This window comes from Thioalkalivibrio sp. ALM2T, assembly GCF_000381505.1.
Lineage (GTDB): Bacteria > Pseudomonadota > Gammaproteobacteria > Ectothiorhodospirales > Ectothiorhodospiraceae > Thioalkalivibrio > Thioalkalivibrio versutus.
Genome location: NZ_KB906558.1, coordinates 129,470 through 148,020, shown reverse-complemented (window position 1 = coordinate 148,020; position 18,551 = coordinate 129,470). Strand labels below are relative to the sequence as shown.

The window sequence follows — 18,551 nt, the reverse complement described above, 5'->3', positions numbered from 1 at the left end:
GGACGTGCGGGGCCCTGTGCGAACGGGTCGGATGGACCACCCGCAAAGCTGTACTCATCCCTCATGGCGATCCGGCATCGGGCGATGCGCCACGTAGTCGTCGCGCAGCTTCTTGACCAGGCCGGCCAGCAGGATCAGCGCGATCAGATTGGGTGCGGCCATCAGGATGTTGGCGATGTCGGAGAAGTTCCAGACCACGCCCAGCGGGATGGTCGCGCCGATCACGATGAGGATGACGAATACGACGCGGTAGGGCATCACCGCGCGTTCGCCGAACAGGAAGTAGGCCGAGCGGTCCCCGTAGTAGGACCACGCAATCATGGTGGAGAAGGCGAACAGCATCAGGCTGATGCCGACCACCATGGCGCCGAACGGGCCCAGCGCGGAGCTGAAGGCGGTGGCGGTCAGCGAGGCACCGACCACGTCGTCGGCGCGGTCGATATAGGCCCCGGTGACGACGATGGCCAGGCCGGTCAGGGTGCAGACCACGATGGTGTCGATGAACGGCTCAAGCATGGCCACCGAGCCCTCGCGCGGCGGGTCGCCGTTCTTGGCCGCGGCGTGCGCCATGGCCGAGGAGCCCAGGCCCGCCTCGTTGGAGAACATCCCGCGCGCGACGCCGTACTGGATGGCGAGGCCGATGGCACCACCGCCGGCCGCCCAGGGGTTGAGGGCGAGGTTCAGGATGGTGCCGATGGCGGCCGGCACAGCCTCGATGTTGGCGGCAATCACCACGAAGGCGCCCAGCATGTAGATCACAGCCATGAACGGGACGATGGTCGAGGCGATCATCGCGATGCGCTTCACACCGCCGATGATCACCAGCGCCACCAGCACGGCCATGGTGAGGCCGATGATCAGGGCCATCCAGCCCATGATGTCGTCGTCGGCGCGCAGGTCCGGCACGATGAAGGTCAGGCCGTCGACCACCGAGTTGGCCTGCACCATGTTGCCGATGCCGAACGAGGCGATCAGGGTGAAGGCGGCGAACAGGATCGCCAGCTTCTTCATCTTGAGCCCGTGGAGCAGGGTGAACATCGGCCCGCCTGCGATGCTGCCGTCCGGGGCGATCTCGCGGTAGCGCACGGCCAGGGTGGTCTCGGCGAACTTGGTGGCCATGCCGAAAAAGGCCGTCACCCACATCCAGAACAGCGCCCCGGGGCCACCCAGCGCGATGGCCGTGGCCACACCGGCGATGTTCCCGGTGCCGATGGTGCCGGACAGCGCGGTCGACAGTGCCTGGAATGGCGAGATCTGGCCGGTGCCGCCGCCGCGTCCATCCGCCCCGCGCAGGGCGCGCCAGCCCTCGCGGAATGCGACGACCTGGACCAGGCCCAGGCGAATGGTCAGGTAGAGCCCGGTGCCCAGCAGCAGGATCAGGGTGAGCGGGTTGCCCCAAAGCAGGCCGGCGGTGTCGCCGAGGAACTGGTCGATGGTGTCGAGCATCGGTGGGTCCTTGTGGTCCGGAGCGGCTTTGGCTGAAAACTCTACCGCGCACAACGGGTGTTGACGATAGCTTTTGTCGAACCCGGCCATTGGGCGCGTCTGTGGAACGCCGCGATGGACCCTGTTTCAATGGCGGCCTCGACTCTCAAGGACGACGCATGACCGAACCCTCTCCCGCCGTTTCCGAGCCGGATCACGGCAAACCGGTACCCCGGATCTTCCTCGTCGGATCGCTGATCGCACTGGCGGTCTTCATCTGGCTGGTCAGCCTGCTGTGGCCGATGCTGGAAGAGCGCATTGCCGATCTGAACACGCTGCAGATCGGCTTGCTGGCGAGTTTCGTCGCCGGTCTGATGACCGCGGTGGGGGCGATCCCGATCTTCTTCCTGCGCCGCATCAGTCAGTCGGTCGAGGACGCGATGATGGGCTTCGGCGCCGGGGTGATGCTGTCGGCCACGGCGTTCGAGCTGGTGCTGCCCTCGGTGGAGCAGGCGGAAGCGCAGTATGGCGGCGTGGGCATGGCCATTGTCGTGCTCGCGGTGGGGATCGGGCTGGGTGGCGGTGCATTGCTGGCGCTGCATAAGCTGGTGCCGCACGAGCATTTCTTCATCGGGCCGCAAAGCGGGGCCGACCCGCAGAAGATCCGGCGGGTCTGGCTGTTTATCTTCGCCATCGCGCTGCACAATCTGCCGGAGGGCCTCGCCGTGGGCGTCGGCTTTGGCGGCGACGAGGTGAGCGACGGGATTGCGCTGGCCATCGGGATCGGGCTGCAGAATATGCCCGAGGGGCTGGTGGTCGCCATCGCCCTGCTGTCGCTGGGCTACAGCAAGTGGGCGGCATTCGGGGTGACGTTGCTGACGGGGCTGGTGCAGCCGATCGGCGGCCTGATCGGGGCCGGAGCGATCACGCTGATGGAGTTCCTGCTGCCCTGGGGGCTGGCGTTCGCGGCCGGAGCGATGCTGTTCGTGATCAGTCACGAGATCATCCCCGAGTCGCACCGCAAGGGCCACGAGGCCCAGGCCACGGTGGGGGTCCTGGTCGGCTTCGTCGTCCTCCTCGCGATCGACATGGCGTTGTAGGGCAGCGCGCACAGTGGTCGCCACTGGCACCGCCATTGCGAGGGGCCGCTGGCGACGCGGCAACCTCCGAAAGCTGGCAGAGCGTCAGCATCCGCTGGTTTCGTAAGGAGGTTGCTTCGTCGCTGCGCTCCTCGCAATGACGGTGCTTGCAGGATATGTGACGGGGCAGGCCGCGGCGCCGGAATAGTGGCGCGACCCGTCCGGGCTTTCGCAGCGAGGGTATTTTGGTCTACAATTAGTTTCGTCTGTGGGCGCCCGACAATGCCCGCACACCGTTCTGGAAGAGATCTGCGATCGCCAGTCGATTGGCAGACGCCGAAGGCGCAACATCCGCCCGGAATCGCTCAGGCTACAGGACCGGAACGGTGCAGGAGACACACTCTGGAGAGCGGCCGGAAACGGCCCACCGAAGGGGGCGGTCACGCAGTCCGACAACGGACTGACGCGACGCAAACTCTCAGGTTTCAGGACAGAGGGGCGGCTGGCAGATTCATTCTGCCGGCCGCCCCTTTTTTTATGCCCGGAGCGCGGCGGCCGGGCCTCGCGGTTCCACCGGCGGATGCCGGCGAGCCGACCACGACACGCAAGCAAGGCGAGAACTAGATGACGACGTTGAAGACAACTCCGCTCCATGCCGCGCATCAGCGCGCGGGGGCCAAGCTGGTCGATTTCGCCGGTTGGGAGATGCCGCTGCATTACGGCTCCCAGATGGAGGAGCACAAGCGGGTGCGCGAATCCGCCGGCATGTTCGATGTCTCGCACATGCAGGTCGTGGATATCCACGGCCCGCAGGCCCAGGCCTTCCTGCGCTATCTGCTGGCCAACGACGTGGCCAAGCTGAAGACCGAGGGTCGCGCGCTGTACAGCTGCATGCTGAACGAAGCCGGCGGCGTGATCGACGACCTGATCATCTACTGGACCGGTGGCGATACCTACCGCGCGGTGGTCAATGCCGCGACGGCCGAGGGCGACATCGCTCACATGCAGGCGGTGGCGAAGGACTTCGATGTAACCGTGGAGCCGCGCCCGGAGTTCGCCCTGGTTGCGATTCAGGGGCCGCAGGCGGTAGAGAAGACCCTACCGCTGTTGCCGGCCGATCTGCGCAATGCAGGGGATCTCAAGCCATTCTCCGCGGTCTGGAATGACAAGTGGTTTGTCGCCCGTACCGGCTACACCGGCGAAGACGGCTTCGAGGTGATGCTGCCGGCGGCGGAGGCCGACGGTCTCTGGGAAAAGCTGAAGGAGGCCGGCGTGCACCCCATCGGCCTCGGCGCGCGCGACACCCTGCGCCTGGAGGCCGGCATGAATCTCTACGGCACGGACATGGACGACCAGACCAATCCGCTGACCGCCAACCTGGGCTGGACCATCGCGCTGAAGGATGCCGAGCGGGACTTCATCGGCCGCGCGCCGATCGAGCAGTCGAAGGCCGAGGGCGTGAAGGAACGCATGGTGGGGCTGGTGCTGGACGGTCGCGGGGTGCTGCGTGGCGGCACTCGCATTGAGACCGAGGCCGGCGACGGCGTGGTGACCTCCGGCAGCTTCTCCCCCAGCCTCGGCGTGTCGGTCGCCTTTGCGCGGATCCCGGCCGGGGTCGAGGCCGACGAGCTGCACGCGGATATCCGCGGCCGCAAGCTGCCGGTGCGCGTGGTGAAGCCGGTGTTCGTCCGTAACGGCGAGCCGCAGATCGAACTCAAGAGCTAACAAGAATTGCCTCATGCCGCCTGCGCCGGACTACACTGCGCAGGCGGGATCCAACAAGCAAAAGGAAGATGTCATGAGCGAAGCACCGAAGGATCTGAAGTACACCAAAAGCCACGAGTGGGTGCGCAGCGAGGCTGACGGCAGCGTGACCGTGGGCATCACCGATCACGCGCAGGAACTGCTGGGCGATCTGGTGTTTGTCGAGGCCCCGGAAGCGGGCAGCACCATCGAGGCCGGCACGGCCTGCGCCACGGTGGAGTCGGTCAAGGCCGCCTCGGATATCTATGCGCCGATCTCCGGTGAGGTGACCGCGGTCAACGAGGACCTGGCCGACAGCCCCGAGAAGGTCAACGAGTCGCCTTTCGAGGATGGCTGGCTGTTCAAGGTGGAGCCGTCCGATGCCGGCCAGCTGGATGCGCTGATGGACGCGGATGCCTATGCCGCGCACGTCGAGGCGGAATCCTGAGCGTAGCCGCGTATCACCGGTCCCGGCCGCGTCCGGCCGGGACCCAACCGAACTTCGCCGCAATCGGCGAAAGCGAGACCTGACATGCCGTTTATCCCGCATACCGAAGAAGACATCCGTGCCATGCTCGACAGCATTGGCGCCGAATCCGTCGAGGACCTGTTCGACGAGATTCCCGCCGACCTGCGTTCGCCGCCACTCACGGGGATCCCCGAGGGCGAGAGCGAGATGGGCATCACCCGCCTGATGCAGGAGCGGGCTGCGAAGGACGGCATGCCATCGAATTTCATCGGGGCCGGTGCCTACGAGCACCACATCCCGGCTGCCGTGTGGCAGATCGCTACCCGCGGCGAGTTCTACAGCGCCTACACGCCGTACCAGGCGGAGGCCAGCCAGGGCACGCTACAGCTGATCTACGAATACCAGACGATGATCAGCCGGCTGACCGGGATGGAGGTCTCCAACGCCTCCCTGTATGACGGTGCCTCCGCCCTGGCCGAGGCCGTGCTGATGGCGGTGCGCGTGAATCGGCGCTCCAAGGCCAAGCGTGTGCTGCTGCCGGGGGCGCTGCACCCGGACTATCGCAAGGTGGTGAAGACGCTGATCGGCAACCAGGGCATCGAACTGGTCGAGCTGCCGTTCGACGAGACCACCGGACAGACGCCGGTGGAGGCGCTGGCACCGCATGCGGATGACGACGTCACCGCCATGGTGATTAGCCAGCCCAACTTCTTCGGCATCCTGGAAGACGTGGATGCCCTGACCGGGTGGGCTGAGGAACGCGGCATCCCGGTCATTGCCGTAGTGAACCCGGTCTCGCTGGCGCTGCTGAAGCCGCCGGGCGAGTGGGGCGCCAATGGCGTGGACATCGTGGTCGGCGAGGGCCAGCCGCTGGGTGCGCCGCTGTCGTCCGGCGGGCCGTACTACGGCTTCATGACCACGCTGAAGAAGCATATCCGGCAGATGCCAGGGCGCATTGTCGGCCGTGCCAAGGACGCCGACGGCAAGCCCGGTTTCGTGCTGACCCTGCAGGCGCGCGAGCAGCATATCCGCCGCTCCAAGGCGACCTCGAACATCTGCACCAACCAGGGCCTGGTGGTGACGGCGTCGACGATCCATATGTCGCTGCTGGGTGACGAGGGCCTGACCCGCGTGGCCGAGGCCTGCTACGCCAACACCCATGCGCTGGTGGAAAAACTGGCCGCCAAGGGCATCAAACCGCGCTTTACCGGCGAGTACTTCCACGAAGTCGCGCTGGACTTCGGCGGCGATGCCGCGACCCGCGTGCAGACCATGGCCGATGCCGGCGTGCTGGCGGGCCTCGAGCTGAGCCGGGACTATCCGCAGCTGGATGGTTGCGTGCTCGCCTGCGCCACCGAGACCAAGACCGAATCCGACCTGGAGCAGTACGTGACCACTTGGGAGCAGGCCGCCTGAGGCGGTTATCCGCTTCCCACGGTCAACGACACCAAGCGCCATACACATCAAGCCGGGAGGCAACCATGGCCGAAATCAAGCTGCAAGGTAATCCGATCAACACCAACGGCGATCTGCCGCACGTGGGCTCGCCGGCCCCGGACTTCAAGCTGACCAACAAGGATCTGCAGGATGTCTCGCTGGCCGACTTCGGCGACAAGCGCAAGCTGATCTCCATCGTGCCCAGCCTGGATACCCCGGTCTGCGCCGACTCCACCAAGAAGTTCAACGAGATGGTGGCCAGCCGTCCGGATCTCGAGATCCTGATCATCTCCGCCGACCTGCCGTTCGCGATGAGCCGCTTCTGCGCCGCCGAGAACCTGGAACGCGTGACCGTGCTGTCGATGATGCGCGATCGCAACTTCGCCAAGGACTACGGCGTGCTGATCCAGGACGGCCCGCTGGCCGGGATCACCGCGCGCGGTGTGGTCGTGCTGGATACCGACAACCTGGTGATGCACGCCCAGCTGGTCTCCGAGATCGGCGACGAGCCGGACTACGACGCCGCGTTCGCGGCCCTGGATGATCGGGCCAACCTGAGCCCGACCCAGTAATCGGCCGGAGTCCCTCCGTGCCGCCGGTGGCCGGGCCTGTGCCCGGTCGCCGTCACCCGAATACGCAAGCGAGAAACCGCTATGAGCACCACTGAAGCCAATCTGATCTTCGAACGTTCCCGCGCCGGCCGCTCGGCCGTGGCCCAGGCGCCGCGCGACCACGCCGCGACCCGCATCCCGGCGCACCTGCAGCGCAAGTCCGCCCCGGGTCTGCCGGCGGCCTCGGAACTGGACGTGGTGCGGCACTACACGCGGTTGTCGCAGAAGAACTTCTCCATCGACACCGAGTTCTACCCACTGGGCTCGTGCACGATGAAGTACAACCCGCGCGCCTGTAACAGCCTCGCGATGCTGCCCGGGTTCCTGAACCGGCATCCGCTTGCTCCGGCCAGCCACAGCCAGGGCTTCCTGCAGACGATGTTCGAACTGCAGGAGATGCTGAAGGAAGTGACCGGCATGAAGGCGGTCTCGCTGGCGCCGATGGCGGGTGCCCAGGGCGAGTACACCGGTGTGGCCATGATCCGCGCCTACCACGATGCCCGCGGCGATACCGAGCGCCGCGAGATCATCGTGCCGGATGCCGCCCACGGCACCAACCCGGCGACCGCGATCATGTGCGGCTACGAGGTGCGCGAGATTCCCACCGACGATACCGGTGACGTGGATATCGAGGCCCTGAAGGCGGCCGTGGGTCCGCACACCGCCGGGATCATGCTGACCAACCCGTCCACCGTGGGCGTGTTCGAACGGCGCATCAAGCAGATTGCCGGCATCGTGCACGAGGCCGGCGGCCTGCTGTACTACGACGGTGCCAACCTGAACGCGATCCTCGGCAAGGTACGCCCGGGCGACATGGGCTTCGACGTGATCCACATGAACCTGCACAAGACCTTCTCCACGCCGCATGGTGGCGGTGGACCGGGTTCCGGTGCCGTGGGCGTCGCCGAACGGCTGCTGCCGTTCATGCCGATCCCGCACGTGATCGAAGCCGAGCAGGGCGGCTACCGCTTTGCCGAGGAATCCGATCGTCCGCAGAGCATCGGGCGCCTGTCCGCGTTTGCCGGGAACGCCGGTGTGCTCCTGCGGGCCTATATCTACATGCGCATGCTGGGGCGCGAGGGCATGGTGCGGGTCTCCGAATTCTCGACCCTGAATGCCAACTACCTGGCGCGCGAACTGGCCGCAGCCGGGTTCGACCTGGCCTATCCCAAGCGCCGTGCCACCCACGAGTTCATCGTGACCATGAAGAAGCAGGCCAAGGAACGTGGACTGACTGCGGGCGATGTGGCCAAGCGCCTGCTCGACCACGGCTACCATGCGCCGACCACCTACTTCCCGCTGCTGGTGCCGGAGTGCCTGCTGGTGGAGCCGACCGAGACCGAGTCGAAAGAGACCCTGGACGGTTTTGTCGAGGCGATGGCCTGCATCCTGGCCGAGTCGGAGAACGACATGGAAACGATCAAGAGCGCGCCACACACGCTACCGAACCGGCGCTTCAACGAAGTGGCCGCCGCCAAGGCGCTGGATGTCGTGTTCCAGCCCGCCGAGGACGGGGACGCCAGCGCGGCGCGCACCGGTACGCACGGCTGACGGGATTCCCGGGGGCCGGCCCCGGGCTTCCTGGTTCGTTCGGAAACGCCCCCGCTTGTCGGGGGCGTTTCCGTTTTGCGGGGTAGTAAACGCCTTTTTTTGGGGTCAAGCGGAAACCAGACTCATTATCTGGTAGTTTTCTGGATTCAGTCTATCAATCCACTGCCAGGTCTGAGGGCAGAAGATACGCCGGGCGTGTCTTTGACGAAGTCTCCGAAAAGAGAGACACAGACGGGCAAGGAACCCGATGAGCGAGATTTGTGCCATCCACGGCTATGCGGCGCTGTTCGAGCATGCGCCGGTGGGGCTGGCCGAGATGGATACCGAGGGGCGCATCCTGCGCGCCAATCCCCACCTGGGCGCCTTGCTGGCCTGCGATCCGGCGGATCTGACCGACGCGATCCTGCAAGACTACGTGTGCCCGGACGACCGCGAGCGTTGCGCGGCGCGGCGTCACGCCCTGCTGAACGGGGATTGCAGCACCAGCAGCTTCGAGGCGCGTCTGCTGGATGCCACCGGCCAGACGCGCTGGGTGGAAATGACCACGAGCCGAATCCCGGCCACCGAGGACTGTCCCGAGGCCCTGCTGGTCGTGATTGCCGACATCGCCGCGCGCAAGGAGGCCCAGCAGCGTACCGAGACCCTGCTGCGTGCCAGTCCCGCGGTGATCTACACCATGGACCCGTCGGACTTCGGCACCATGACCTGGCTCAGCCGCAACGTGCAGGCGGTCACTGGCTGGACACCGGAACAGATCACGACCCAGCCGGACTGGCTGCGGACCCATCTGGCGCCCGAGGATTTCCGCCGCTGTGTCGGTCAGGTGAAGCGCTGGCTGGCCGAGGGCGCGCGCGGATTCTGTCGCCTGAGCTATCGCCAGCGCACGCCCAGCGGGCACTGGCAATGGCTGGAGGACCAGATCACCGCGATCCGCGACAGTCAGGGGGCGGTGGTCGAACTGGTCGGCGCCTTCCAGGATGTAGGGGCGCGGGTGGAGACCGAGCGCCACCTGGAAAAGATTGCGCACAACCTGCCTGGGGTCATCTACCAGTACCGCCAGCACCCGGACGGCCGGGCGTCGTTCCCGTATGCCAGCGACGGCATGGCCGATGTATACGGCGTGACGCCGGAGGCCGTGATGCGCGACGCCAGCCACGTCTTCGAAGTGATCCACCCGGATGATGTCGAGCGGGTGGCCGCCAGTATCGAGGCCTCCATGCGCTGCCTGGAATCGTGGCGCCAGCGCTATCGAGTGCGCCACCCCGAGCGCGGCGAGATCTGGGTGGAGGGGCACGCCAGTCCCGAGGCACTGGAGGATGGCAGTGTGCTCTGGTTCGGGGTGATCCTGGACATCACCGAACGCGTGCAAGCCGAAGAGGTCCTGCATCTGCGCGAGCGCGAGCTGGCCGAGGCCCAGCGCATCGCGCATATCGGCAACTGGGTGTCGGATTTTGTCCGCAACGAGGTTCGCTGGTCAGACGAGGTCTTCCGGATTTTCGGGATGTCCCGCGGTGAATGGGGCGGGACGCACGAGGCCTTTATGCATGCGGTGCATCCGGACGATCGCGAACGGGTCCAGGCCGAGGTGGATGCCTCGCTGGGAGGAGGCGGGGCGTTCGATACCGTGCACCGCGTGCTGCGCCCGGACGGTCAGGAGCAAGTGGTGCACGAACGTGGCTATGTGGAGTTCGATGCCGCTGGCCGGGCCCTGCGGATGATCGGCACGGTCCAGGACATCACCGAACGCCATCATCTGGAGCAGGAGCAGCGTCTGCTGGCGGCGACCTTCGACAGCAGTCAGGCCATCTTCATCACCGATGTCGAGGGTACGATCCAGCGCGTCAATGCGACCTTTACCGAGCTCACGGGATTCACCGAGGAAGACGCGGTGGGCCAGAATCCGCGCATCATGAATTCGGGCCGTCAGGACCGCGGCTTTTATGAGGAGATGTTCCAGTCCGTGCGTGCAAACGGCCACTGGTCCGGCGAGGTGTGGAACCGACGCAAGGATGGCCGGATCTTCCCCCTGCACGAGATCGTGACCGCGATCCGGGATGCCAGCGGTGGGATCGAGTACTACATCGCCATGTTCCACGACATCTCGCGGCAGAAGGAGCTGGAGGCTGCGCTGGAATATCAGGCCTTCTACGACACGCTGACCGATGCCGCCAATCGGGGCCATTTCGAGGCATTGCTGGAGCAGGAGGCCCGGCGGGCGGAGCGCTATGCGGACCCCTGTTCGCTGGTGATGCTGGACCTGGACCACTTCAAGCGGATCAACGACACCCATGGCCACGACATCGGCGACGAGGTCCTGCGCCGGGTGGTGGCGACGGCCGGCGAACGCTTGCGCCAGTCCGATGTGCTGGGTCGTTGGGGCGGCGAGGAATTCATGGTCATGCTGCCCAGTACCCGGGCCGAAGATGCCTGCCGCCTGGCCGAGGATCTGCGCCGGCAGGTGGCCGCGCTGGATCTGCCCCGGGTCGGGCGGGTGACCATCAGTCTGGGGGTGGCCGAGTGTCGTCGTGGCGAGGCGATCAAGGACTGGATCAAGCGCGCGGACGATGCGATGTACCGGGCCAAGCGCTCGGGGCGCAATCGGGTCGTATGGCAGGATTGACGGCCACGGCCAACCGGCTGAGGGAGACTTGATGGATCCTGCGGAGCAGGCAGGCGCGGGCTTGTTCCACCGGGCCGCCGTGGGGTTGGTGTTTCTGGAGGCCAGCGGTCGCATCCATGCGGCCAATGCGCGCCTGGCGGAATGGCTGGGCTGCGCGGCGGACGACCTCCATGGTGTATGGCTGGCCGATTGTGTGCCGCCGGGGCAGCACAAGGCGTTGACGGACGCCCTCGCGCGCTCCGGTTCGGCCGAAGTGACCCTGGAGCTTTCGTTCAGGGCGCCGCACGTGGAGGACGCGCCGGCGGTTGCCTGCACGCTGGTGCTGGCGCCCGACCCGGACGGGCGGCTTGCCACCATCCAGCGCCGGGCGCCGGGCGACTCGGCCGCCCAGGTCTACGAACAGACCTTTACCGCCAATGCCACCCCGAAGCTGCTGATCAACCCGGAGGATGGCGGGATCGTCGATGCCAACCCGGCCGCGGTGGCGTTCTACGGCTATTCGGCCGAGACGCTGAAGGCGATGCACATCCAGGATATCAACACGCTCTCGGCGGACGCGGTGCGCACCGAGATGGAGCGGGCGGCCCGCGAGGAACGCCGCTTCTTCCGCTTCCGCCACCGCATTTGCGGGGGCGAGATTCGTGATGTCGAGGTGTACTCCGGCCCGGTGGTGCTGGACGGGCACCGATACCTCTACTCGATCATTCACGACGTGTCGGAGACCCGGCGCTACGAACACGAGCTGGAGTTCTACGGCGTGGCCTTCGGTCGCCTCCCGGTGGGGGTCTACCGCAACACGCCGGGGCCGGAGGGCCGCTTTGTACGTCTCAATCCGGCCATGGTGGAGCTGTTCGAGGCCGCCAACGAGATCGAACTGCGCTCGACGCCGGTCCGCGAGCTCTACCGCGATCCGCTCGAGCGCGAGGCGTTCAGTCGCGATCTCGAGGCTTATGGGCGGGTGGTCGGTCGCGAAGTGGATCTGAGGACCCTGCGGGGACGGCCCTTCCGTGCACGGATCACCGCCTACCGGACCGAGGATGCGGATGGCCGGTTCGTGTTCGACGGGGTGATCGAGGATGTCACCGAGCTGCGGGCGGCCGAGGCCTTCCAGACGCGCCTGTTGGGCAGCCTGGCCGAAGGGGTGTTTGGGCTGGATCGCTATGGCCGCTATACCTTCCTGAACCCGGCGGCCTGCCGTCTGCTTGGTTTCGAGAGCGAAGACGATGCCCTCGGGCGGGACGCGCATTCGACCAACCATCACACCCTGGTGGACGGGACGCCCTATCCGCCCGAGGCCTGTCCGATCTACCGCGTCCTCGAGACCGGCAAACCGCTGGAATCCTGGGACGATCACTTCGCGCGGGCCGACGGGACCCTGTTTCCGGTGAGCGTCTTTACCGCACCCACGTTCGACGTATCCGGGCGGGTCGACGGCGCCGTGGTCTCGTTCCAGGACCAGACCGCCCGGCGCAAACGCGAGGCCCCCCTGCTCAAGGCAACCAGCCACCTGCCCGGGGCGATCTACCAATACCGCCTGTATCCGGACGGGCGTTATGCCTTCCCGTTCGTCAGCGAAGGCGTCCAGCGGGTGTACGGGCTGTCTCCGGACATGGTCCAGGAGGACGCCGCCGCCGCCTTCGCCCGGGTCAACCCCGAGGATCTTCCGCGGATCCAGGCCAGCATCGAGGAGTCGGCGCGCACGCTGGGGCCCTGGCAGGTGCGTTACCGCGTCCGTCATCCGATACGTGGGACGCTCTGGGTCGAGGGCCGTGCGACGCCGGAAGCACCGCGCCGGGATGGCAGTATCGTCTGGCACGGGGTGATGATCGACATTACCGAGCAGGTGGCGATGGAGGAGGCCCTGCGCGAGCGTGGCGAGGAACTGGCCGCGGCGCAGCGCATCGCGCACGTGGGGAGCTGGGTCTGGACGATCCAGGAGGATCGCACGCGCTGGTCGGACGAGGTCTATCGTATCTTCGGCCTGCGGCGGGAGGATCGGGAGGCGAACTATGCGGGCTTCCTGAAGGCTGTGCACCCGGAGGACCGGGACCGCGTGGCCACCACGGTGGAGTCGGCGCTGGCGACCGGGGATTACGACATTCATTTCCGCGTCCTGCGGCCCGATGGCTGTGAGCGCGTGGTCCACACGCGCGGCGCGGTCGAGCGCGATACCGGGGGCAAGCCCCGGCGCCTGATCGGGACGGTACAGGACGTGACTGCTCGCCGCGCACTGGAGGAAAATCTGCGCCGTCTGGTCGGGATCCTGGAGCACACCCCCGATGTGGTCGGCATGCACGGGCCGGACGGCAGCATGCTGTTCCTGAATGCGGGTGGGCGTGCATTGTTCGGGCTGCCACCGGCCTCCGGAGAGCCGTGGGACCCCGAGACCGGCTGGGACACACGGGGCCTGCCGGTCGAGGTGGAGTCCCTGGAGGGCGCGATCCGGCGGTTTCATCCGCCCTGGGCCGCGGACGATATCCTGCAGGAGGCGGGCCCGGTCGCAATGCGCGAGGGCATCTGGCAGGGCGAGACCGCCGTACTGGATGGCGAAGGCCGCGAGGTGCCGGTGTCCCAGGTGATCATCGTTCGTCGTGATGATCACGGTCAGGTGCGGCAGATCTCGACCATCCTGCGCGACATCTCGCAACGCAAGGCCGTGGAGGATGCCCTGCGCGAGAGCGAGGCGCGTTTCCGGCAACTGGCCGGCTCCGTGAACGAGGTCTTCTGGCTGCAGGACGAGCATTCGATCCTGTACGTCAATCCGGCCTACGAGCGGGTCTGGGGATACAGCCGCGAGCATCTGTACCGCGACTCGGCCGCGATGCTGGAGGCCGTGCACCCGGAGGACCGCGATCGAGTGGAGACGGTGTTTCTTGCCGGGGCTTTCGGCGACGGGACGGCCGACGAGACCTTCCGCATACGGCGCCCGGACGGCGAGCAGCGCTGGGTTCGCGTCTGCCGCTACCCGATTGCGGACACCGAGGGTCGGGTGACCCGGGTGGCCGGGACGGCGGTCGATATCACCGAGCTGAAGGCCACGCAGCAGGAGCTGGAACGCAACCAGGCGGAACTCGAGCGTCAGGCCTTCTATGATCGCCTGACCGGGGTTGCCAACCGGCGGTATTTCGAAAGCCTGCTGGACCGCGAAGTCCGGCGTGCCGAGCGGTATGGACAGGGGTTCGCGCTGGTGATGTTCGATCTCGATCACTTCAAGAAGGTCAACGACACCTATGGCCATGCCACCGGGGATGTGGTGTTGCAGGAGGTGACCCGGGTCGCGGGCGAGCGCCTGCGCAGGGTGGATGTACTCGGCCGCTGGGGCGGCGAGGAGTTCATGGTCCTGCTGCCGGGCGCCGCGGTGGAGGAAGGCGCCCGGGTGGCGGAGTTGGTCCGGGCGCGCGTGGCCGGGCATGCCTTTCCCCGGGTGGGCGAGGTGACCGTGAGCCTCGGCGTGGCGGCATTCCATTCCGGCGAGCCGCGCGGCGAGCTGCTGCGGCGCGTCGACGAGGCGCTCTACCGCGCCAAGCGCGAGGGCCGCAACCGGGTGGCCCTGGCGCCGCCGCCCGCCGCATGACCGGGCGCACCGAGGGGAATCCGGGTGGCGCATAGTGGCCGGCGTGGCCTGAACCGGGTGCTGCATGCCTTCGGGTATTCCTGGCGCGGACTGCGCGAGGCCTATCAGCACGAGTCGGCGTTTCGTCAGGAACTGGCGTTGCTCGCGGTATTGCTGCCGCTGGCGATCTGGTTGGGCGAGAGCGGGGTGGAGCGGGCGCTGCTGGTGGGCAGTGTGCTGTTGATCCTGGTGGTGGAACTGCTGAACTCGGCAGTGGAGGCGGCGATCGATCGGTTCGGCGACGAGCGCCATCCACTGTCGGCCCGCGCCAAGGACATGGCCTCGGCGGCGGTGCTGGTCAGCTTCCTGCTGGCGGCGCTGGTCTGGGGGCTGATCCTGCTCTGACCGCGGTGGGACATCCGTGCCTTCTCCATTCCGTCATCGCGGCCGTAGCGCCGGGATCTCCGGCGTTGGGGGCTGTCGCGGCGTGGGAGATCCCGGATAACCGCTAGGCGGTTTCCGGGATGACGGCATAGGGTGGGCGGTGCCTGGGGTGACGGCAATGGGGCGGGTGGTGTCCCGGGCGACGAACTATAGGGCCATCGGCGACCGGTATGGCGGGGGAGGAATCCCGGCGACGATGTCCAGGCTCCCGCCCGTGGGGCATGCGGGTCCGTCAGGAGCCGTTGTGTGCCATGCAGTCGGTGAAGCCGTCGGCCATGCCCTGCATCAAGTGGAACCAGGCATCGGGGCCGGGTTCCAGCTCCGCGCCGATCGGATCGAGCATGCCGAGCCGGGTGCCGGTGCCCTCGGCCACGGTTTCCGCCAACGCCGGGCGGAACTGCGGCTCGGTGAACAGGCAGGCGACATCGCCCTGTGCCAGGCGCGTGCGCAGTTCGGACAGCCGGCGGGCCCCGGGCATGCGCGAGGGGTCGATGCTGATGGAGCCGGCCGCGTTCAGGCCGTAGTGCTGCTCGAAGTACTGGTAGGCGTCGTGAAACACCATGAAGCGCTGGTCGCGTACCGGGGCCAGTTGCTCGGCGATCCTGGCGTCCAGCTCGTCGATGCGCTGGAGCAGGCCGTCCCGGTTGTCCCGGATCGTTGCGGCCTGTTCCGGATCGAGTTCCGCGAGGCGCTCGGCGAGTTGTTCGACGATGGCCCGTGCGACGGCCGGCGACAGCCACAGGTGGCTGTCGTAATCGCCATGTGCATGCCCGTGCCCGTCGTCATGCGCGGCGTGTCCATGATCATCCGAGCCGTGAGCAGCGTGGTCGTTCGCGTCATGGTCGTGTGCGTGGTCCGGGTGTCCGTTGTGATCGTCGTGGGCATGATGGTCATGTCCATGATCGCCGTGATCGTCATGCCCATGGCCGCCATCGTCGCCGTGGTCATGATGGCCTTCCCATACGCCCCCGGTGCGGCCCTCCAGAAGGTCGAGATCGAGGTCGTGCATCAGGCTGATGACCGTCGCGCGGTCGGCGATCCCGTGCAGCGAGCGCTCCAGAAAGCCCTCGAGCTCCGGACCGACCCAGACCACCAGGTCGGCCTGCTGCAGGCGCCGTGCCTCGGAGGGACGCATGGAATAGCCGTGGGGCGAGGCGCTGGCCGGCACCAGCAGTTCCACCTCGTGGGTGTCGCCGGCCAGCGCGGCAACCAGACTGTGAATCGGTAGAATCGATGCGACGATGCGCGGGTTGTCGGCTTGAGCGGGCACGGCCACCGTCACCAGCAACGCCAGGGCCAGCAGCAGGGCGGGGAAGGTCGTCGGGCGGCGGGTAGCGGATCGCATGCGAGCATTCTCCATCGGATTCAATAACGTTATAGTATACCAGTATGAATCGCGAAACCCCTTCCCCGCACGCGCAGCCGGTGACGGACGCCTCGCCGTTGCTGGCCGCCCGCGACGTCTCGCTGGAACGCGGCGGGCGGGTAATCCTGGATCATGTCTCGGTCCAGGTGCGTCCGGCCGAGGTGACCGTGGTGATCGGCCCCAATGGCGCGGGCAAGACCTCCCTGTTGCGGGTTCTGCTGGGGCTTTGGAAGCCGGGGCAGGGCAAGGTGGAGCGGCGCCGCGGCCTGCGCATCGGCTACATGCCGCAACGCCTGCAGATCGAGCCGGTGCTGCCGTTGTCGGTGCGGCGTTTCCTGACGCTGCGCCAGCGGGCCCCGGAGGCCGCACTGCGCGAGCGCCTGGAGCGGGTCGGGGTGCCGCATCTGCTGCACAAGCCGGTGCAGTCGCTCTCCGGTGGCGAGATGCAGCGGGTGCTGCTGGCGCGCGCCCTGCTCAATCGCCCCAACCTGTTGGTGCTGGACGAGCCGGCGCAGGGCGTGGATATCGTCGGCCAGGGCGAGGTGTTCAAACTGATCGATGACATCCGCCACGAGACCGGCTGCGGGGTGCTGATGGTGTCGCACGATCTGCATCTGGTGATGGCCGGGGCTGACGCGGTGATCTGCCTGAACCAGCATGTCTGCTGCACGGGCCGGCCGGAGGAGGTATCGCGGCATCCGGAGTACCAGCGCCTGTTCCCGGAGACGGACATGCAGGGGATCGGCGTCTACCGGCACGATCACGACCACGTGCACGATGTGGCCGGGGATGTGCACGAACATCACGCCGGCTGCGGCCATGCCCACCGGCCCGGCCCCGGGGGCGGTTCCCGATGATGGATGGCCTGCTCGACGATTTCCTGATTCGTGCCCTCCTGGCGGGGCTGATGGTGGCCGCCGTCGCGGGTCCGCTGGGGGCCTTTGTGGTCTGGCGGCGCATGGCCTATTTCGGCGATACCGTGTCCCATTCGGCGCTGCTGGGCGTCGCCCTGGGGGTGCTCCTGGGGCTGAACCTGAACCTGATGGTCACGATCGTGTGCGTGGCCATCGCCATCCTGCTGGTTTTGCTGCAACGGCGTCAGGAACTGGCCTCGGACACCCTGCTCGGGATCCTCGCGCACAGTTCGCTGTCGCTGGGGATCGTCGCCGTCACCTTTATCGAGGGGTTGCGGGTGGATCTGATGGCCTACCTGTTCGGTGACATCCTCGCGGTGGGCACCAACGACCTGATGTCCATCGCGATCGGCGGTGGGGTGGCGCTGCTGCTGCTGATCCTGCTGTGGCGTCCGTTGCTGGCGCTGACCGTGCACGAGGAATTAGCCCAGGTGGAGGGCGTGCCGGTACTTCTGGTGCGGCTGGGCCTGATGCTGCTGATCGCGCTGGTGATCGCAGCGGCGATGCAGGTGGTCGGCGTGCTGCTGATTACCGCGCTGATGATCATCCCGGCGGCCAGTGCGCGGCGCTTCGCCAATACCCCCGAACAGATGGCGATCCTCGCCGCGGTCATCGGCATGCTCGCGGTAGGGGCCGGGCTGTGGGGTTCCTTCCAGTACGACACCCCCACGGGCCCGACCATCGTGGTCGCCGCGATGCTGGGCTTCATCCTGGTCCACCTGTTGCCGGCGCGCCTGATCCCGCACTTCGGCGGGCGCTGAAGTCCTTCTTCGTGCCTTCGTGCCTTCGTGCGCTTCGTGGTGGACAAAAGGGGCGCGGGGGTAGCTGTCAGGGCTGGCGGCGTTCGAGGCGTTCGAACGTGAAGGGGCAGGTGTGGCGGTCGTCGGCTTCGTGGCGCTCGGACCAGACGATGTCCCAGTCCGCGGGGTCGATGGCGGGAAACCAGGTGTCCCCGGCATGGCACTTGTGCACCCGGGTCAGGTGCAGAACGTCGGCCCGTGGCAGGGCCTCCTCGAACAGACCGGCGCCGCCGATCACGAAGGCCGGACCCGCCTCGATGGTGGCCAGCGCCGCGTCGAGATCGCGGTAGACCTCGACGCCATCCGTTTGCCAGTCCGCCTGGCGCGTCAGCACCAGGTTGCGGCGATTCGGCAGCGGCCGTCCGATGGACTCGAAGGTGCGCCGACCCATGATCATCGGGTGGCCGGCGGTCATCCGCTTGAAGTGCTGCAGGTCCTTCGGCAGGTGCCAGGGCAGGTCGTTGTCGCGTCCGATCACGTGATCCGGATCGAGCGCGACCATCAGGTGAATCTCGGGTTGGGGCATGCGGACTCCGGAA

Annotated in this window: 14 protein-coding genes and 2 riboswitches; of the genes, 11 read left to right on the top strand and 3 right to left on the bottom strand. The window is 67.0% G+C overall.

What is annotated here, in order from left to right:
• Positions 1-54: 54 nt before the first annotated feature.
• Positions 55-1,446 (bottom strand): sodium:alanine symporter family protein, encoded by a 1,392-nt coding sequence (locus F816_RS0105370; protein WP_019593846.1) that lies wholly within the window; start codon positions 1,444-1,446, stop codon positions 55-57.
• A 158-nt stretch (positions 1,447-1,604) separates the two neighbouring features.
• Between F816_RS0105370 and F816_RS0105365 the strand changes: the two genes are divergently transcribed.
• The 9 genes from F816_RS0105365 to F816_RS0105325 all read left to right on the top strand — a co-directional run bounded on the left by F816_RS0105365 (position 1,605) and on the right by F816_RS0105325 (position 14,893).
• The gene (locus tag F816_RS0105365) at positions 1,605-2,525 is read left to right on the top strand and encodes a ZIP family metal transporter (RefSeq protein WP_019593845.1); all 921 of its coding nucleotides are present in this window, start codon (positions 1,605-1,607) and stop codon (positions 2,523-2,525) included.
• A 268-nt stretch (positions 2,526-2,793) separates the two neighbouring features.
• Positions 2,794-2,895, top strand: a riboswitch (glycine riboswitch).
• Position 2,896: 1 nt separating this feature from the next.
• Positions 2,897-3,008, top strand: a riboswitch (glycine riboswitch).
• A gap of 120 nt (positions 3,009-3,128) precedes the next feature.
• The gene (gene gcvT / locus F816_RS0105360; RefSeq protein ID WP_019593844.1) at positions 3,129-4,229 is read left to right on the top strand and encodes a glycine cleavage system aminomethyltransferase GcvT; all 1,101 of its coding nucleotides are present in this window, start codon (positions 3,129-3,131) and stop codon (positions 4,227-4,229) included.
• A gap of 73 nt (positions 4,230-4,302) precedes the next feature.
• Positions 4,303-4,695 carry a glycine cleavage system protein GcvH gene (gcvH, locus tag F816_RS0105355; protein WP_018176402.1) on the top strand — a complete coding sequence of 131 codons (393 nt, stop codon included), beginning with the start codon at positions 4,303-4,305 and terminating at the stop codon, positions 4,693-4,695.
• A gap of 84 nt (positions 4,696-4,779) precedes the next feature.
• On the top strand, positions 4,780-6,132 hold the full coding sequence (gcvPA, locus tag F816_RS0105350; RefSeq protein WP_019593843.1) for an aminomethyl-transferring glycine dehydrogenase subunit GcvPA: 1,353 nt from the start codon (positions 4,780-4,782) through the stop codon (positions 6,130-6,132).
• A gap of 65 nt (positions 6,133-6,197) precedes the next feature.
• Positions 6,198-6,725, top strand: coding sequence for a thiol peroxidase (tpx, locus tag F816_RS0105345; protein ID WP_019593842.1), 528 nt, complete (start codon positions 6,198-6,200; stop codon positions 6,723-6,725).
• An 81-nt stretch (positions 6,726-6,806) separates the two neighbouring features.
• Positions 6,807-8,315 carry an aminomethyl-transferring glycine dehydrogenase subunit GcvPB gene (gene gcvPB, locus F816_RS0105340; RefSeq protein WP_019593841.1) on the top strand — a complete coding sequence of 503 codons (1,509 nt, stop codon included), beginning with the start codon at positions 6,807-6,809 and terminating at the stop codon, positions 8,313-8,315.
• 247 nt (positions 8,316-8,562) lie between these two features.
• Complete coding sequence (locus tag F816_RS0105335) at positions 8,563-10,935, top strand: PAS domain S-box protein (protein ID WP_019593840.1); 2,373 nt, start codon at positions 8,563-8,565, stop codon at positions 10,933-10,935.
• Positions 10,936-10,966: 31 nt separating this feature from the next.
• Entirely contained in the window at positions 10,967-14,509 is a 3,543-nt protein-coding gene (locus tag F816_RS0105330; protein WP_019593839.1) for a PAS domain S-box protein, read from the top strand.
• 24 nt (positions 14,510-14,533) lie between these two features.
• Positions 14,534-14,893: a diacylglycerol kinase gene (locus tag F816_RS0105325; RefSeq protein ID WP_019593838.1), complete on the top strand. Its 360-nt coding sequence runs from the start codon at positions 14,534-14,536 to the stop codon at positions 14,891-14,893.
• Positions 14,894-15,164: 271 nt separating this feature from the next.
• Here F816_RS0105325 and F816_RS0105320 read toward each other — a convergent pair whose 3' ends face one another.
• Positions 15,165-16,277, bottom strand: coding sequence for a zinc ABC transporter substrate-binding protein (locus F816_RS0105320; RefSeq protein ID WP_019593837.1), 1,113 nt, complete (start codon positions 16,275-16,277; stop codon positions 15,165-15,167).
• A 44-nt stretch (positions 16,278-16,321) separates the two neighbouring features.
• Here F816_RS0105320 and znuC point away from each other — a divergent pair, with 44 nt between their 5' ends.
• Positions 16,322-17,155, top strand: coding sequence for a zinc ABC transporter ATP-binding protein ZnuC (znuC, locus tag F816_RS0105315; protein ID WP_019593836.1), 834 nt, complete (start codon positions 16,322-16,324; stop codon positions 17,153-17,155).
• Entirely contained in the window at positions 17,152-17,973 is an 822-nt protein-coding gene (gene znuB, locus F816_RS0105310) for a zinc ABC transporter permease subunit ZnuB (RefSeq protein WP_018948685.1), read from the top strand. Before znuC ends, znuB begins: the two co-directional genes overlap by 4 nt.
• 67 nt (positions 17,974-18,040) lie before the next feature.
• Here the strand turns inward: znuB and F816_RS0105305 are convergent, their stop codons facing one another.
• On the bottom strand, positions 18,041-18,538 hold the full coding sequence (locus F816_RS0105305) for a dihydrofolate reductase (protein ID WP_019593834.1): 498 nt from the start codon (positions 18,536-18,538) through the stop codon (positions 18,041-18,043).
• Between the last annotated feature and the right edge of the window lie 13 nt (positions 18,539-18,551).

What these genes read in the sequence shown, in the direction of transcription:
- znuC (WP_019593836.1), top strand. Translation starts at nt 16,322, where the DNA reads ATGAATCGCGAAACCCCTTCCCCGCACGCGCAGCCGGTGACGGACGCC.
- gcvPB (WP_019593841.1), top strand. Translation starts at nt 6,807, where the DNA reads ATGAGCACCACTGAAGCCAATCTGATCTTCGAACGTTCCCGCGCCGGC.
- gcvH (WP_018176402.1), top strand. Translation starts at nt 4,303, where the DNA reads ATGAGCGAAGCACCGAAGGATCTGAAGTACACCAAAAGCCACGAGTGG.
- tpx (WP_019593842.1), top strand. Translation starts at nt 6,198, where the DNA reads ATGGCCGAAATCAAGCTGCAAGGTAATCCGATCAACACCAACGGCGAT.
- F816_RS0105330 (WP_019593839.1), top strand. Translation starts at nt 10,967, where the DNA reads ATGGATCCTGCGGAGCAGGCAGGCGCGGGCTTGTTCCACCGGGCCGCC.
- gcvT (WP_019593844.1), top strand. Translation starts at nt 3,129, where the DNA reads ATGACGACGTTGAAGACAACTCCGCTCCATGCCGCGCATCAGCGCGCG.
- F816_RS0105305 (WP_019593834.1), bottom strand. Translation starts at nt 18,538, where the DNA reads ATGCCCCAACCCGAGATTCACCTGATGGTCGCGCTCGATCCGGATCAC.
- gcvPA (WP_019593843.1), top strand. Translation starts at nt 4,780, where the DNA reads ATGCCGTTTATCCCGCATACCGAAGAAGACATCCGTGCCATGCTCGAC.
- F816_RS0105365 (WP_019593845.1), top strand. Translation starts at nt 1,605, where the DNA reads ATGACCGAACCCTCTCCCGCCGTTTCCGAGCCGGATCACGGCAAACCG.
- F816_RS0105335 (WP_019593840.1), top strand. Translation starts at nt 8,563, where the DNA reads ATGAGCGAGATTTGTGCCATCCACGGCTATGCGGCGCTGTTCGAGCAT.
- F816_RS0105370 (WP_019593846.1), bottom strand. Translation starts at nt 1,446, where the DNA reads ATGCTCGACACCATCGACCAGTTCCTCGGCGACACCGCCGGCCTGCTT.
- F816_RS0105320 (WP_019593837.1), bottom strand. Translation starts at nt 16,277, where the DNA reads ATGCGATCCGCTACCCGCCGCCCGACGACCTTCCCCGCCCTGCTGCTG.
- znuB (WP_018948685.1), top strand. Translation starts at nt 17,152, where the DNA reads ATGATGGATGGCCTGCTCGACGATTTCCTGATTCGTGCCCTCCTGGCG.